10 protein-coding genes, 1 tRNA gene and 3 pseudogenes are annotated in these 14806 nt (G+C 69.0%); 2 read left to right on the top strand and 12 right to left on the bottom strand.

Annotation, left to right across the window (positions count from 1 at the left end; translation table 11 throughout):
- Window positions 1–30 precede the first annotated feature (30 nt).
- The 8 genes and pseudogenes from ACFWN1_RS01005 to ACFWN1_RS01040 form a co-directional block, all read right to left on the bottom strand.
- Entirely contained in the window at window positions 31–711 is a 681-nt protein-coding gene (locus ACFWN1_RS01005) for a 7-cyano-7-deazaguanine synthase (protein ID WP_384356816.1), read from the bottom strand.
- Window positions 708–1706, bottom strand: a complete 999-nt coding sequence (locus ACFWN1_RS01010; RefSeq protein ID WP_384356819.1) for an isopenicillin N synthase family dioxygenase — start codon at window positions 1704–1706, stop codon at window positions 708–710. Before ACFWN1_RS01010 ends, ACFWN1_RS01005 begins: the two co-directional genes overlap by 4 nt.
- 12 nt (window positions 1707–1718) lie before the next feature.
- Window positions 1719–2978 carry a diaminobutyrate--2-oxoglutarate transaminase gene (gene ectB / locus ACFWN1_RS01015; RefSeq protein WP_384356822.1) on the bottom strand — a complete coding sequence of 420 codons (1260 nt, stop codon included), beginning with the start codon at window positions 2976–2978 and terminating at the stop codon, window positions 1719–1721.
- Window positions 2975–3730 (bottom strand): class I SAM-dependent methyltransferase, encoded by a 756-nt coding sequence (locus ACFWN1_RS01020; protein ID WP_384356825.1) that lies wholly within the window; start codon window positions 3728–3730, stop codon window positions 2975–2977. Before ACFWN1_RS01020 ends, ectB begins: the two co-directional genes overlap by 4 nt.
- Window positions 3731–4411: 681 nt before the next feature.
- Window positions 4412–4831, bottom strand: coding sequence for a transposase (locus tag ACFWN1_RS01025; RefSeq protein ID WP_384356827.1), 420 nt, complete (start codon window positions 4829–4831; stop codon window positions 4412–4414).
- Between the two features lie 82 nt (window positions 4832–4913).
- Window positions 4914–5789 carry a transposase gene (locus ACFWN1_RS01030; RefSeq protein WP_384356830.1) on the bottom strand — a complete coding sequence of 292 codons (876 nt, stop codon included), beginning with the start codon at window positions 5787–5789 and terminating at the stop codon, window positions 4914–4916.
- A gap of 541 nt (window positions 5790–6330) precedes the next feature.
- Window positions 6331–9246 carry a BTAD domain-containing putative transcriptional regulator gene (locus tag ACFWN1_RS01035; RefSeq protein WP_384356833.1) on the bottom strand — a complete coding sequence of 972 codons (2916 nt, stop codon included), beginning with the start codon at window positions 9244–9246 and terminating at the stop codon, window positions 6331–6333.
- A gap of 168 nt (window positions 9247–9414) precedes the next feature.
- A pseudogene (locus ACFWN1_RS01040) lies at window positions 9415–9744 on the bottom strand (IS3 family transposase); the annotation flags it as partial.
- A gap of 186 nt (window positions 9745–9930) precedes the next feature.
- Here ACFWN1_RS01040 and ACFWN1_RS01045 point away from each other — a divergent pair.
- Together ACFWN1_RS01045 and ACFWN1_RS01050 are read left to right on the top strand one after the other, a co-directional pair.
- On the top strand, window positions 9931–10722 hold the full coding sequence (locus ACFWN1_RS01045; protein WP_384356836.1) for an alpha/beta fold hydrolase: 792 nt from the start codon (window positions 9931–9933) through the stop codon (window positions 10720–10722).
- Window positions 10719–10858: pseudogene (locus tag ACFWN1_RS01050) on the top strand (histidinol-phosphate transaminase); the annotation flags it as partial. The gene ACFWN1_RS01045 and the pseudogene ACFWN1_RS01050, both read left to right, overlap by 4 nt.
- A gap of 382 nt (window positions 10859–11240) precedes the next feature.
- Here the strand turns inward: ACFWN1_RS01050 and ACFWN1_RS01055 are convergent.
- The 4 genes and pseudogenes from ACFWN1_RS01055 to ACFWN1_RS01070 form a co-directional block, all read right to left on the bottom strand.
- Window positions 11241–11317 (bottom strand) — tRNA-Thr (locus ACFWN1_RS01055).
- Window positions 11318–11420: 103 nt separating this feature from the next.
- A complete protein-coding gene (locus ACFWN1_RS01060) occupies window positions 11421–13055 on the bottom strand; it encodes an alpha/beta hydrolase (protein WP_384356839.1) in 1635 nt (544 codons plus the stop codon).
- Between the two features lie 68 nt (window positions 13056–13123).
- The gene (locus tag ACFWN1_RS01065; RefSeq protein WP_384356841.1) at window positions 13124–14329 is read right to left on the bottom strand and encodes a DNA polymerase III subunit delta'; all 1206 of its coding nucleotides are present in this window, start codon (window positions 14327–14329) and stop codon (window positions 13124–13126) included.
- 162 nt (window positions 14330–14491) lie between these two features.
- Window positions 14492–14806: pseudogene (locus ACFWN1_RS01070) on the bottom strand (dTMP kinase); the annotation flags it as partial.

The following is a 14806-nucleotide window of genomic DNA, read 5'->3' on the forward strand; positions in this document are numbered from 1 at the left end:
GGGGGCCGCCGACAAGGCGGCTGGCGCCGGTCACCGCCGGGTCCACGCTTCGCGGTAGGTCGTCGGGTCCGTGATGCCGAGGTCCGCAAAGGCTCCGCGTCTCTCTCCGCACGCCGCGCACGCGCCGCAGTGGATGTCCTCACCGCGGAAGCAGGTCCAGGTCTGGTCCCAAGGCACGCCGAGCTTCTCGCCGAGAGCGACGACTCCGGTCTTTGGCAGTTCGATCAGCGGAGCGAGCAGTTCGGTCTCAGGCGGGAGCGAACCCCTGGTCGCCACCCTCTCCATCTCGAGGAAGAGCCGCAGGAACTCCGGAGAGGTGTCGGACGGACCGACGTCCTCGGCCATGACGCCGAAGGCGACGGCATCGGCCCTTACGGTGACCGCCAGCGCGAAAGCCACCGACAACAAGACGGCGTTGCGGTTCGGCACGATGTTCGGGTTCCCCCCGACCGGCCGGTCCGGACGGGGCACCGCCACGGACGGGTCCGTCAGCGACGATCCGCGCATGACGCCACGCAATGAGCGCAGATCGACCTCTTCGTACGGCGCACCGAGCCGCTGAGCGACGGCGGCGGCGAACTCCAATTCCTTCCGGTGGCGTTGACCGTAGTCGACGGACAGCACCTGAAGGTCGTGGCCCTCGGCGGCGAGGTGATGCGCCATGGTGACCGAGTCGATTCCTCCCGACACCACAGTAACGATTCTGCTCATGCTTCGGCCCCCGGGACGGAATCCGGCGAGACACCGAGCTTCTCCAGGACGCTCCGCCGCGCGTACACCGACGACAGCCCCCGGCCGCCGCCGGCGGGAACGGCCAGCGGCTCGATCAGCGTGTCGGGGTCGGTCTCGAAGAAGAAGACCAGCGAGAGCAGTTCCTCGTCCGGAGCCGTCGGACTGGGCGGCAACACACGGTGCTTCAACGCCCGCCAGCGACCGTCGGTCCACCGCTCCATGAGGTCCCCGAGATTGACGATCAGCGAGTCCGGGCTGTACGGCGGCGAGAACCAGCCCTCCTCGTCCCTCGCCTGCAACCCACCCACACCGGGCTGTCGGCTCAGCAGGGTGATGGTCCCGAGATCGGTGTGCGGCCCATTGCGGAACTGACCGCGTGCGACCTCTCCGATGCTCGAATACGACGGGTACCAACTGGCGTTCTGCGTCCACGTCGCCCGCTGCGCCCGCGAGGTGAAGAAATCCTCCGGGAGCCCCAGCGTGACAGCTAGCAGTTCGTTGACCGCCTGTACCACCCGCACCATGTGCGTCGTGTACGCATCCGCCGCCGCCCGCAGTTCCGGAAGCTCGACCGGCCAGCGGTTCACCGGGTAGTTGAACCGGTTCCGCTGCTCGTCGCCGGTCCGATGACCTGGTCCCACGTAGAACGACTCATGAAGATCTGGCGCGCTCGGGGCGTCCTCGGCCTCGCTCACCGGTACCCCGACCCCGCCGGGGGGATGCATCTCCAGCCACCCGCTGTCATACGCGGCCTCGATGGCGTATCGGGCCTTGACATCCCTGTGCAGCGCGAAGAACCGCTTCGCGGTGTCCCGGAAGTCGTCGATCACCGCTCGCGGCACACCGTGCCCGGACAGGAGAAACATTCCGGTGTTGCGTAGCGCGGTGTCCAACTCCGCAGTGATCAGAGCACGCTCGGCGTCGGACGCCGTGCGCCACGCCTCGAGGTCGACTTCGGGAATTTTTTCTGGCACAGCCCTGACCTCTCACTTGCTCCGCTCGAGTCCCGCGTCCACGCAGGTACGGATGATGTCGAGACCTTCGTCCAGGTCGTCGTCGCTGATGGTCAGCGGGGGCAGCAGTTTCACCACATCGGCAGCCGCACCGGAGGTCTCCATCAGCAGGCCCCTCTCGAAGGCCGCGACGCACACCGCGCGGGCCGCGCCGGGCACGGCGAACCGTAGTCCGGCCGCGAATCCCCGGCCCCTGACCTCCAGGCCCGCCTCGGGGTGCTCGTCGGCGATGGCGCTCAGAGCCGCCCTGATCCGCTCAGCTCGCTCGCGAGTGGACTTCTCCAGCGTCCCGTCACTCCAATAGGAGCGCAGCGCCTGCGCTCCGGTCACGAAGGACCCGCTGACACCGCGGAACGTCCCATTGTGATCGCCCGGTTTCCAGACGTCCAACTCCCGCCGGATGAGAAGGAGAGCCAGCGGCAGGCCGAACCCTCCGATGGATTTGGACAGACACACCAGGTCGGGGGTGATCCCGGCGTCCTCGAAGCTGAAGAACGACCCGGTGCGGCCGCAGCCCATCTGGACGTCGTCCACGATGAGCAGCACCTCGTGCCGTTTGCACACCCCTGCGAGGTCACGCAGCCAGTCCGCGTCGGCGGCCCGCAGTCCGCCCTCGCCCTGAACGGTCTCCACGATGACCGCGGCCGGCCGGTCCAGGCCGCTACCCGGGTCCGACAACAGCCGGTCGAGATGGTGCGGGCCGGTTTCCCCGATACCCGGATAACCGTCGTAGGGCAGCGCCGTCGTCAGGGTCAGAGCCACGCCGGCGGCCGCGCGCTTCGCCGCGTTACCGCTGACCGCGAGGGCCCCAAGAGTCATCCCGTGGTACGAATTGGTGAAGCTCACCACTGACTGCCGTCCGGTGACCCGCCGGGCCAGTTTCAGTGCCGCCTCGACCGCGTTCGCACCGCCCGGACCGGGGAACGCCACCTTGTACCGCAGCTCTCGCGGCGTCAGGACGACCTCCTGGAAGGTCTCCAAGAAGTCCCGCTTCGCCACGGTAGACATGTCCAGCGCGTGCGACACCCCGTCCCGGGCGATGTAGTCCACGAGGGCCTGCTTGAGGAAGGCGTTGTTGTGACCATAGTTGAGCGCACCCGCACCGGCGAAGAAGTCCAGGTAGGGCCGACCGCCTTCGGAGAACAGCCGACTGTCTTGCGCCCGGTCGAAGACGACCGGCCACAGCCGGCTGTAGCTGCGGACTTCGGACTCGAGGTCGTCGAAGATCGTCACGCCGTCCTCCTCGCCTGGACCACGAACCAGTGCCGGTCGAGCCGGACACCACGGTCACTGCCGGCCGATGCCACGTAGCGCTCAAACGGAACCCGGTCCGCCTCGGTGTCGTAGTCCTCGAAAATCGGCACTTGACGCAGAAACCTGTCGAGCTCGACTGGCGAGTGATAAAATTCTTCGGTTTGAAAAGCCTTCTGTAGCACCACCGTGAAGCCAGCTTCGGTGAGCTCCGCGCTCACGTCGTCCATCACTGGCCTGCCGTCCCAGCGGCCGTAGAGCTGGCCCCGGCCGAAGGTCTCCTTCAGTGCGCGGACATCCGTCTCGCCGATGCCCATGTAGATCAGGTGACCGCCGGGCTTTAGCACCCTGCGGAACTCGCCCGGGAACAACGGCCCTCGTCTAGACGTGAGCACGTCGGCCTCCCCGTCAGGAAGACCGGTACGCGAAGCATCGTGCCGCTCGAACCCGACGTGCCCGAGCCCCGTCCCTGTACGCTTCCGCTCGGCTGACTCAAGCATCGACGACGACATGTCGATGCCGAGGACGCTTCCAAACGCCGGGGCGATCCTCAGCAGGTTGCGCCCGTCGGCGCAGCCGACATCGACCAGCCGGCCATCCGGACCGCCCAGGCCCCTGGCCAGCTCGTCAAAAGCAGCCTCCGGGTCCCCGTCCGGAAAGACATCCGTGCGCATCCCCGCACTGGTATATTCACCGAACTCGTCGGCAACCCGCGAGTAGAATTCCGGGTTCATGATCACCTGACTCTGTTGGGTCGTTCGGCACGGAAAACTGCGTGAAGGGTTCGTCTCACGTGGTGACGGTGTGAGCTGCGGCCTGATGCCCTTTGTGAGTACCGATGTGCCGCAGCGGCTGATTCCCGACTGCCTTCGGGACCTGGCCGTCCCGTCGTCGCCGTCGTTCGACTCCTGTCTGCGGCACGGCGGGGCCGCGTCGCTGGACGAGCGTGCCGTGCTCAAGGCGGTGGCGTACATGCTGAACTCGCCCGCCACGGCGCACCGCCAACCAGTCACCACGGTCGTTGGACTACTTTCTGAGGACTGTGAGGGCTGCCTGCTGAAGGGGCGCCGAGGTCGGCAGGACCTAATGTCATGTGTCGTGCTATCGATCCGGTATCCGTCGAGGACAGCACAGGGATAAGAAATCGATAGCGCGGGCATGCGGCCGCAATAGAACTCTGGAAGATACGGGCACCGTCACCGTCACCCGCATCGCGCAAAGGATGGTTAGACAAATGGCCTTTTTCGGCATTAGCCTCGATCTTGCATAATGGTCCGCCGACGGGGTCGGTGGACCGTTTTGCTTTCGCTGGCTGATGGCGCGCATTCCGAGGGCCCGAGTGTCGCCTCGGTTGGGCGCCGGGTTGCACTGCTCCGGCCGGGTCTTCTTCTCGTAGGGACAGGTGGATCCGCTGGTCAGCCGGGATTGGGTGGGAGTGCAAGTCGTTCGAGGGCGTCGGTGATTTCGGCTGTCCGGGGCCAGTGGCGGGCGAGGCGGAGGATGCGGCGCCGGCCGGTGGTGACGAGTTGTCCGGCTGCGGAGGACAGGCGGAATTGCAGGCGGCGAGGTTCCCGGAACCGTGCGGTGCCGGTCAGGGCGAGCATCGATATCCAGGCCAGCAGGTCCAGGACAATCTGGACGATCTCAAGCCAGATGCGGTTCTGGGCCGTGGTGTGCAGGGGCAGGTTGCGCAGCCGGTGGCCCGGGCGGCCCGGATCCGGTCCTCGGCCCCGGGCCCGCAGCCGGTGACGGAGCTCGAGAGCGGCGATCGGGCGGTCGGGGGTGTTGGTCGCGAAGCAGGTGATCCGCGTGCCGTCCGCGTCCCTGATCCTCAACTGGGCTCCGGGATGCGGTCGTTCCTTGCGGATGATCAGCCGCGTGCCCTTGGGCCAGCCGTCCAGAACGTCACCGGTGAGTTCAAAGACCTAGGCAGCGTCCCGGATCTCTGCGTCCGTTTCGACGGCCGGGGTCCAGGCCCGGGCCGGGACCTTCACTACGTGTTCGTGGACCGGCTTCGGTGACCGTCATGCCGACCGAGCAGGACAGCCACCGGCCTGGCTGGGTGAGCCAGGCGACGAAGTCGTGGGTGCCGCCGGCGGAGTCGGTGCGGATCAGCGCCTGCCGTCCGCGCCGGTACTTCTCCGGCATTTGGGCCAGGGCCAGTTGGGCGGTGGTGATGTGGTCGGCGGCCGTGTTCGAGCCGGCGTTCCCCGGTCTGAGGAGGGCGGCGACGGGCTCGCCGGTTCCGCCCGGCCCGTGGTCGACGAAGGCTGTCAGGGGGTGATGGCCGTAGGTCTTCTTCCAGGTCGCGGCCGCGTCCTGCTTGTCGAAGTGCGCGATCACGAGGACGCCGTCGAGGTCGGCCGTGACCTGGCCGTCGGCGTCCGGGGCGTTCTTGCCGGCCAACGACCAGACCTGAGGACGGACTTCGGAGCGTGCGGACCGGACGGCCCGCGGGGCTTTGTCACCGGGGGCGGCGAGGGTGTCGATCAGGCGGGAAACGGTCGGGTCGGAGGCGACCGAGCCGAAGACGGCCGGCTCACACCGCGGCATCGCGATGTCCGCGAGGCAGTCCCCGCCCAGTGCGACCGCCAGAGCAAGGTCCAGCAGGACCTTGCCGGGATCGTGGATGGTCCGCGGCTTTCGCCACGGCGCGAGAGCCTGGGATATGGCCTGACCCAGACCGGTCTTGCGGACCGTTTCGACCAGCAGGACCGAACCGGCCTGGGAGACCACGGCCCGGCCGTCATCCCGGACACGGACATGAGGGTAGGACCCGGTAGGCTGCTTCACCTGGAAAGTGTCTCCGACAGGAGCGGGAACAAGGACCTCAGCAATCCTCACTCTCGCTGGTCAGAGGCACTTTTCGCTTACCTGACCGCCTGTCGGACAACCCGCTTCATGAAAGCATGAGGCTAAGGGCTGTCCCGCGATCCCCAGTGGATCAGCGCACGGCGTCAGCTGCGGTGCATCGCGAGGCGGGGGGCCGTCCGCATACTGGATGTGGAGACGATCCGACAACGCGGCGAGAGGCGTAGGTGTCGTCGTGTGCCCGCCGGGGATTGCGGGACAGCCCTGAGCCCTGGCGCCTACGCCTGCAAGGCGGCGACGACCGCGCGCAACGGGACTGTCGAGTTGCGGCACAGTGCGTCGACCGTTGTTTGGGCGATCGCGCCGCGACCGAACTCAGACAGCGGTGGCGAACGGTGCGACACCACCCCCTCGGCCTGGACAGATCGGCGGCATCGCACGAACCGCCCTCGCCCCGTGACGCCTGCCGGCCGCCCGGCCGCCGACCACACGCCCTGGACATAGCGCGGGAGGCCAGGCGGTGTCAGCCGATCGGCGTCACGAGCCCGCCCAGGATGACAACGATGTCAGCCCGAACGGCAGCGGCCCCCCTGTGATCGAGGATTCGCTCCCGAATCCTTGCCGATTGCGAGTAGTACTCGACTGCTTGTTCCGTACGGCGCAGATCGACGTTGACCCGGCCGAGGTCATGCAGCGCATACCCCTCCCCGACCAGATCGCCGCTCGCCCTGACTATGCCGAGAACTTCCAGCAGGGTCCGTTCCGCCGCCGCGTACTGCTGCTGGTACATCAGCAGTTGTCCCAACCGCCGCAGCACAAGGGCCTGGCCCCGGTTGAAGCCGGTCGATCGGCAGATGCCGAGGGCCTCGTCGATGCAGGCACGGGTGCGCGTGAAATCCCCTCGCCGCATCATGATACGCGCCATCTCGCCAAGCACACTCGCGCGACCGACGGCATCCTCCACCCGCGTGAAGTGGCGCTCGGCTCTCTCGCACAGGGCCATGGCGCGACCGTCGTCACCGTGATGCCGCTCGATTCGCGCCAGGTAACGCAAGGACAGCGCCTGGCCACGCACCTCACCGACCCGCTCGAACATCCGCAGAGCGGCGCTGAGATAAGGGCCTGCCGCCTCGTACTCGCCCCGATACAAATGCAGGGCCCCCAGAGAGCCGAGAACCGCCGCCTGACCTCGTTCGTTGCCAGCCTCTTGCACGGCGGTCAGCGCTATCCGATGCGTGCGCTCCCAGAGATCGGGAAGGCCGCGGACCTCACACAGCGTCACCAGACTGGTGGCCAACTCCCAGCACGACTCGTCCAGCTTGAACCGGGCCGCCAACTCCACCGCGTTCGCCAGGTTGGTCTGCTCGCTCTCCAGCCATCCGAGCGGATCGCGCACGCACCGCCGTACGATGTTCTCCGGTGGATGCCACCGTTCGGCCTGACCGGACACGAACATGTGCCGACCGCCGTACATCTCCTCGTGCGTCCGCTCGGCGAGTGCCACCCAGCCACCGACCATGCGCCGCACCGCTGCGACCCGTTCTGCTTCGGGAATCTCCGCGGCCAGTCGTTCGCGCGCGAACGTCCGCACCAAGAGCGGCAGTCCGTACCGGGCATCCCCGCCTTGGTCCATGGCCGTGATGTCGAGCAGCCGCGTGTCGACCAGCGGTTCCAGGAGGTCGGTGGGGCAGCGCGTGCGGTCGTCGGCAAGGGCGGTACCCATCCAGTCCGGAATGACCGTTCCCTCGGACAGGCTGAGCAGGCACAGAAGTCTACGGTCAGCAGCCGTCAGGGCGTCGTAGCTGAGTGAGAGACTCGCCCTGATGGACAGCTCGCCGTGTGCAAGCTCGTCCAACCTGCGGTGCTCGTTCTCAAGCCGGTTCTGGACGGAGGCCAACGACCAGTGCGGGCGCGCGGCCAGTCGCGCGCCGATGATACGCAAGCCGAGCGGCAGGCCGTCTGTCAAGCGTACGAGGGCTCGCGCTGCCTCCGCCTCACCCTCGACGCGGTGCTCCCCTATGATCCGTCCCAGCAGTTGGAGGGCCTGCTCCGTGTTCAGCGGCTCCGCCTCGAACCGGCGTGCACCCGGCAACGCCGTAAGCAGGCCGCGGCTGGTGACCAGCACGCCGCTGGTGCCTGTTCCAGGCAGCAGCGGCGTCACCTGCGACTCGCTCACCGCGTCGTCCAGCAGCACCAGAATCCGCCGATCGGCCAGCAGACTGCGGTACATCTCCGCGCGTTCGTCGAGCGCATAGGGGATGGTCTCGCCAGGTACGCCCAGCGCTCGCAGGAATCGCGCCAACGCCTGAGCCGGGTCCACCGGTTGGCCGCCCAGTCCCCTGAGTTCACAGTAGAGCTGGCCGTCCGGGAAGTGCTCCGTCGCCAGTCGGTGCGCCACATGCGTGGCCAAGGTGCTCTTGCCGACGCCGGGTCTGCCGAGGACCAAGGACATGCTTAGCGGCCCTTTTCCCTGTCCTTCGGTGACGGCGTCGCAGATCACTGAGACGAGCGTGTCGTCGGCCACGAGATCACAGATATCCGCGGGCAGCTGCCGGGGGGTGACGACAGACTCAGGATCGGCGCCCGGTTCCTGCGCCGGCCGAGCGATTTGCGTCGCCACGGCAGCACGCGGTTCGGGCTGTTCAGCCAGTGCCAGGCCAGGGTCATCGGTCAGGATCGCCTGCGCGAGATCTCGCAGTTCTTTGCTCGGGTCCAGGCCCAGTTCCTCGGTGAGCAACGCGCGGCCCTGGTGGTAGGTCTCGAGCGCCTCCGCCTGCCGGCCCGAACGATACAACGCCACCATGAGGTACCCCCGCAGCCGCTCACGCAGCGGATGGCCAGCGACAAGCTGCATCAGCTCACCGACCAAGCACTCGTAACGCCCCAGTTCCAGCAACAGCCGCATGCGGGTCTCCTCCGCCTCCAGACGGGTCTCATCCCACCGCGCTGCCGCCCCGGTCAGGACTTCACTGGGCACACCGGCCAGACACCGCCCCCGCCACAGGCCCGTCGCCGAGTGAAGCGCTTCCACCGCAGCCGTCTTCAGACCGTCACGGGCCAGAGCATCCGCCTCCGCCACTAACCTGCGGAATGTGCCGATGTCGGTCGCATCCTCCCGAACCCTCAGGACGTAGCCACGAGCGCGGGTCTCGATGGCGGCGTCGACTCTCCCGTCGGAAAGTGCCTTGCGGAGCCGGGATATGCAGATCTGCACCTGAGCGCGTGCGGTCTTCGGCGGATGGTGAGCCCAGATGGCATCCACCAGGTAGGTCGTCTCTACCACCCGGTTCAGCTCTAGCACCAGAGCCCCGAGGACTATCTCCTGCCGCCCCGATGCCACGGACACGGGCGCCGACTCGCCACTCACCTCAAGCGGTCCGAGCACCCGGAACGGAACTGCTGCTGCGCCGCTGCCGCCATAGCCGAACGAGGTTGCCATGCATTCTCTTTCCGTGGTGCCAGCCAGACGGTGAAGTCGGACTCCTGCATGATCAAGGGACAGCGTGGTCAACGCAGTCGGGGCTGTGGACGGGGTCATGATGAACTCGTACTCACGGGGGTCAATCGGCCCAGGCGCCTGTCGCGCCAACGTTGGCGGTAGGCCCGCTCACTCCAGGTGACACACGATCCGCAACTCCTCCCAGGTGGCACACACGCGGCGGACGAAACGTTCCTTCCGCACCAGGGTGAAGGAGCCCTCCATCACGGCGTCGTCGCCTGCGGCCCTGACCCGGTCCATCGAGCCCACCCGGCCGTGCCGGGTGAGCACGGCAGCGACCATACAGGACCAAGATTGCGATCCTCTGTCGGAGTGGACGACGCAAACCTCAACCGGGCCGCGGCGGGTGAGTGTGGGCTCCAGCACGGCTTGTGCAAGGCGATGCTTCATCCGGGCATCGATGTAACAGCCCACGACACGGCCCGAGTACACGTCCCTGACGGCCGCTAGGTCACCACCGAGTGAACCTCATGAGTTTCTGATCAATACTGCTTCCACGAGATCGACGCCGAGGCGAAGCCGAGCCTGGCCGGGTGTCGCGTCACCCTCAGGTGTTGATGCGATCACGTCCCCTGCCGCAGCGTCAGACGGGCGCCTGTCGTGTCACCTTCGAAGGGAATCGCCGTGCCGCACACCAAGACCTCGGACGGAGTCCGCATCGCCTACCAGGTCCGCGGTGACGGTCCCCCGCTCGTGTTGCTCGCCGGCCAGGCGAACGACCACCACTGGTGGGACGACGTCCGCGACGACTTCTCCGACGTCCGGAGCACCGTCACGATCGACTATCGGGGCACGGGGGAGAGCGACAAGCCTCACCTGCCCTACTCCGTCGAGCGGTTCGCCGACGACGTGGTCGCGGTCCTCGACGAACTGGCCGTGCACCGGGCAGACGTGTACGGCACGTCCATGGGCGGGCGCGTCGCCCAGTGTCTGGCCGCCCGCCACACCCAGCGGGTGCGTGCCCTGGTGCTCGGCTGCACCTCGCCCGGCGGTCAGCACGGCATCGAGCGCAGCGGCGAGGTACGCAGATCCCTGATCCAGTCCGATCCGGAGGAGGCGCGACAAGCTCTGCTGAAGCTGATGTACACACCGGCCTGGCTCGCGATGCACCCGGGCCCGTATCACACACTCGGTGACCGGAGCATGCCAGCGCATGCCCGGCGCGGACACCTGGTCGCGAGCAACGGGCACGACGCGTGGGACGCGCTGCCCGGCATCGTCGCCCCGACCCTGGTACTGCACGGCACCGACGACCTGCTCAATCCCGTCGCCAACGCACCGCTCATGGCGGCCCGCATCCCGGGCGCCCGGCTGCAGCTGATCCAGGGCGCTCGGCACGCGTACTTCGAGGAGTGTCGCGACCTTGCCAGCCCACTCGTCCTCGATTTCCTGGACCAGAAGGCGCCCCTGCGATGACTCGCATCGATGATCTGCCCGTACGGGCGAACTGCGTAGCGAGACCTCTCACGGCGCTCCCGAATTTGATGTTCCGGTACGCCTGAACATCATCGAGAATCCCTATCCGCTACCGGAGCGGCTGGCCTCAGCCGTCCAGTCCCCTCCCGCCTTCCGTTCACTTTCGCCGTGGCGGGAGGGGAGGCGCTGCGCTCCGGCGGCTTGAGGCGTAGAGGCATCCCCAGCGACGGCTAGGACCCGCGCCACCCACCTCACCCCAAGACTGCTGGCCCTGTCCGGAAGCCTTCACTCATGGCCCCGCGTGACGACGGCTTGTAGGGATGGAACAACGGCAGAGCGCCGTGCAGCGGCCCCCTGGCAACGCTCTCGGCCACCGCCACTGCACGCCGTTTGCACGATTGGCCACCGCTCGGCCACCGGAGGCCCCGTTCCGGAGACTCCAGGCTGAAACGCCAACAGATCCAAGGTCACGAAAAGGAAAAAACCCCAGGTCACGAGCTATGTGACATGGGGTTCAATGGAGCCGCTTTCGGGATTCGAACCCGAGACCTACGCATTACGAGTGCGTTGCTCTGGCCATCTGAGCTAAAGCGGCGTGTCGGACGCACCGGAGTGCGATCGGCGACGTCGGTAAGTCTACACAGGTGCGGGAGTGGTGCGTACCGGCCCCGGGGGCGGGGCCGGTGGGCGAGGCGGGGTCAGGTGCAGCGCTTGCCCTGGGCGGGCGGGGTGCCTCGGAGGAGGTAGATGTCGATGGCGGAGTCGATGCAGGAGCTGCCGCGGCCGTAGGCGGTGTGGCCGTCGCCGTCGTAGGTGAGGAGGCGGCCCGAGGAGAGCTGGCGGGTCAGGGACCGGGCCCAGCGGTACGGGGTGGCCGGGTCGCGGGTGGTGCCGACCACCACGATGGGCGCCGCGCCCTTCGCCTCGATGCGGTGCGGCTCGCCCGTGGCCCGCACCGGCCAGTACGTGCAGTTCAGGGAGGACCAGGCCAGGCTGGGGCCGAACACGGGGGACGCCTTCTCGAACTCCGGCACCGCCTTCTCCACCTGCTCCGGGCCGTCGAAGGCGGGCGGGAGGTCGAGGCAGTTCACGGCCGCGTTGGCCATCATCAGGTTGCTGTAGTGGCCGTGGGCGTCACGTTCGTAGTAGCTGTCGGAGAGGGAGAGCAGGCCTGCGCCGTCCTTCTCGTCCATGGCCGAGTTGAGCGCCTCGCGGAGCCGCTCCCAGGTGCTCTCGTCGTACATCGCCGCGATCACGCCGGTGGTCGCCAGCGACTCGGTCAGGAGGCGGCCGTCCGCGTCGCCGGCCGGGATCGGGTGGGCGTCCAGCGCGCGGAAGAACCTCTCCAGCCGGTCGCCGACCTGCGCCGGCGTCGCGTCCTTGCCGTCCAGCGGGCAGTCGGCCCGCTTCACGCAGTCCGCCGAGAACGCCTTGAACGCCGTCTCGAAGCCCGCCGTCTGGTCCAGGTTGAGCTGCCGGGCGTCCAGCGAGGGGTCCATCGCGCCGTCCAGCACCAGCCGGCCGGTGCGGTGCGGGAACAGCCCGGCGTAGGTCGCGCCGAGGAAGGTGCCGTACGAGGCGCCCACGTAGTTCAGCTTCCTGTCGCCCAGCAGTTCGCGCAGGACGTCCATGTCGCGGGCCGCCTCGACGGTGGAGACGTGCCGCAGCAGCCGCGCGGAGTGCTTCCCGCAGCCCTCGGCGAACTTCCGGTCCGCGCCGACCAGCGCGTCCTTCTCCCTGGCGTCGTCGGGGGTCACGTCGGTCTGGGTGAAGGCGTCCATCTGACGGCCGTCGAGGCACTCCACGGGCTCGCTGCGGGCCACCCCGCGCGGGTCCACGGCGACCATGTCGTAGCGGGCGCGCACCTCGGCGGGGTAGCCGAGGGCCGCGAAACTCTGGAGGTAGCCGATCGCGGAGCCGCCGGGGCCGCCCGGGTTGACCAGCAGCGAGCCGAGCGGCCTGCCCTTGCCGGTGGCCTTCTTGCGTGACACGGCCAGTTTGATGTCGCCCGAGCCGGGCTTGTCGTAGTCGAGCGGCACCTTCATCGTCGCGCACTCGAAACCGGTGGCGCCGCACTTCCGCCAGCTCAGCTTCTGGGTGTAGTAGGGCGACAGCGCCGAGGGCGTCGACATCGGCAGCGCGGCCAGTGCCGCCGCCATCGTGCCGTCCGACCCCCTGCCGCCCGCGCCGCAGCCGGACACGAGCAGCGCGGACGCCGCGAGCAGGGCCGCCGCGACCCGGGCCGTGGCTCGGGAGGCGGCGGGTGGCCGGGACGGGCGGCGCGCCGGGAGCGACCGGGCGGGCGGGGGCGACGGGGAGCACCTGGTGTCCATCAGGTGAGCGTAACCCTGCGCGACGCCTCGCGTGCTCTGTGTTCATGTTGTGGGCGCGTACGCTCCGTTCACCCCGCGCGCAGCGCCATCGTCATCGCCTCCACCGCCAGCAGCGGGGCCACATTGCGGTCCAGGGCGTCGCGGCAGGCCCCGATCGCCTCGATACGGCGCAGGGTGGACTCGGGGGAGCCCGCACCGGCGATGCGCTGGAGGGTGTCCTCGGCGTCCTCGTTGGCGATGGCCAGGCGGGAGCCGAACTGGAGGGCGAGGACATCGCGGTAGAAGCCGGTGAGGTCGCCCAGGGCGACGTCGAGGCTGTCGCGCTGGGTGCGGGTGCGGCGCCGCTTCTGCATGTCCTCCAGATCCTTCATCGCGCCCGCGGTGCCGCGCGGCAGCCGTCCGCCCTGGGCGGCACCGAGCGCCGTCTTCAGCTCGTCGGTCTCCTTGCCGTCCATCTCCTCGGCGAGCTGCTTGGCGTCCTCGGCGGCGGCGTCGACCAGCTCCTGGGCGGCCCTGAGGCAGCCGCCGACCTCGTCCAGCCGCAGCGGCAGCTTCAGTACCGAGGCACGGCGGCGGCGGGCCTCCGGGTCGGTGGCCAGGCGCCGGGCGCGGTCGACGTGCCCCTGGGTGGCGCGGGCGGCGGCCGCGGCGACGTCGGGCTCGACGCCGTCGCGGCGCACCAGCATGTCGGCGACGGCCGCGACGGGCGGCGTACGCAGGTTCAGGTGGCGGCAGCGGGAGCGGATGGTCGGCAGCACGTCCTCGATGGAGGGCGCGCACAGCAGCCAGACGGTGCGCGGGGCGGGCTCCTCGACCGCCTTCAGGACGGCGTTGGCCGACTTCTCGTTCAGCCGCTCGGCGTCCTCGACCAGGATGATCTGCCAGCGGCCGTTCGCCGGGCTGGTGAACGACTTGCGGACCGTGTCCCGCATGTCCTTGACCAGGATCTCCGCGCCCACGGCCGCGACCGGGGAGACGTCCGCGTGGGTGCCGAGCAGCGCGGTGTGGCAGCCGTCGCAGAAGCCGCAGCCGGGGGTGCCGCCGAGGGCGCGGTCGGGGCTCACGCACTGGAGGGCGGCGGCGAAGGCCCGCGCCGCCTGGTTACGGCCGGCGCCGGGCGGGCCGGTGAACAGCCAGGCGTGGGTCATCTTCGACGCCTCAGGCGGCGGCTGGTCCGCCGTGGCGGCCGTGACGAGCGCGTCGGCGTCCCGCGCGGCCGCCACCAGCGTCGCGCTCACCTTCTCCTGCCCGACGAGGTCGTCCCAGACGCTCATGGGTCACGCCGCCCTTTCCGTCACTTCGTGTTCCGTCGTCCATTGTGCGGGGGCCCACTGACAGTGCCCGCAGCAGCGCCCGCGACAGTGCCCGCACGGCGAAGGGCGGCGCCCTCCGCCGCGCCGAAGCGCCCGGTGGACACCGCCCCTCGTTCCCCCTGGTCAGCTACGCCGGCCCCGGCCACGCCGGCCGCGCTCGTCCTGCTCCTCCTGCTCGTCGTAGGACCCGAGGAGTTCGTCCGCGAGCGACGGCAGGTCGTCCAGCGGGGTCTCCTCGGCCCAGTCGGGACGCGGCCGGCGGGGCTTGCCGTCGGCGCCGAGCCTCGGCATCTCGCGGGTGCGGTCCTCCGCGTCGTCGGCCTCGGCGGGCCGCTCGTCGCGGAAGTACCCGAGCGGCGTCCGGTCGGCGGGCGCGTCGTCGCGTACGGGCGGCAGCACGGCCGTCTCGTCGGCGTCCCGGTGGGAGAACTTCGGCAG

This window comes from Streptomyces sp. NPDC058459 (genome assembly GCF_042721685.1).
Taxonomy (GTDB): Bacteria; Actinomycetota; Actinomycetes; order Streptomycetales; family Streptomycetaceae; genus Streptomyces.

Excerpts from the sequence above, each read along its gene's own strand:
- ACFWN1_RS01020 (WP_384356825.1), bottom strand. The coding sequence starts at position 3,730 with ATGAACCCGGAATTCTACTCGCGGGTTGCCGACGAGTTCGGTGAATAT.
- ACFWN1_RS01005 (WP_384356816.1), bottom strand. The coding sequence starts at position 711 with ATGAGCAGAATCGTTACTGTGGTGTCGGGAGGAATCGACTCGGTCACC.
- ACFWN1_RS01065 (WP_384356841.1), bottom strand. The coding sequence starts at position 14,329 with ATGAGCGTCTGGGACGACCTCGTCGGGCAGGAGAAGGTGAGCGCGACG.
- ACFWN1_RS01035 (WP_384356833.1), bottom strand. The coding sequence starts at position 9,246 with ATGGCAACCTCGTTCGGCTATGGCGGCAGCGGCGCAGCAGCAGTTCCG.
- ACFWN1_RS01060 (WP_384356839.1), bottom strand. The coding sequence starts at position 13,055 with ATGGACACCAGGTGCTCCCCGTCGCCCCCGCCCGCCCGGTCGCTCCCG.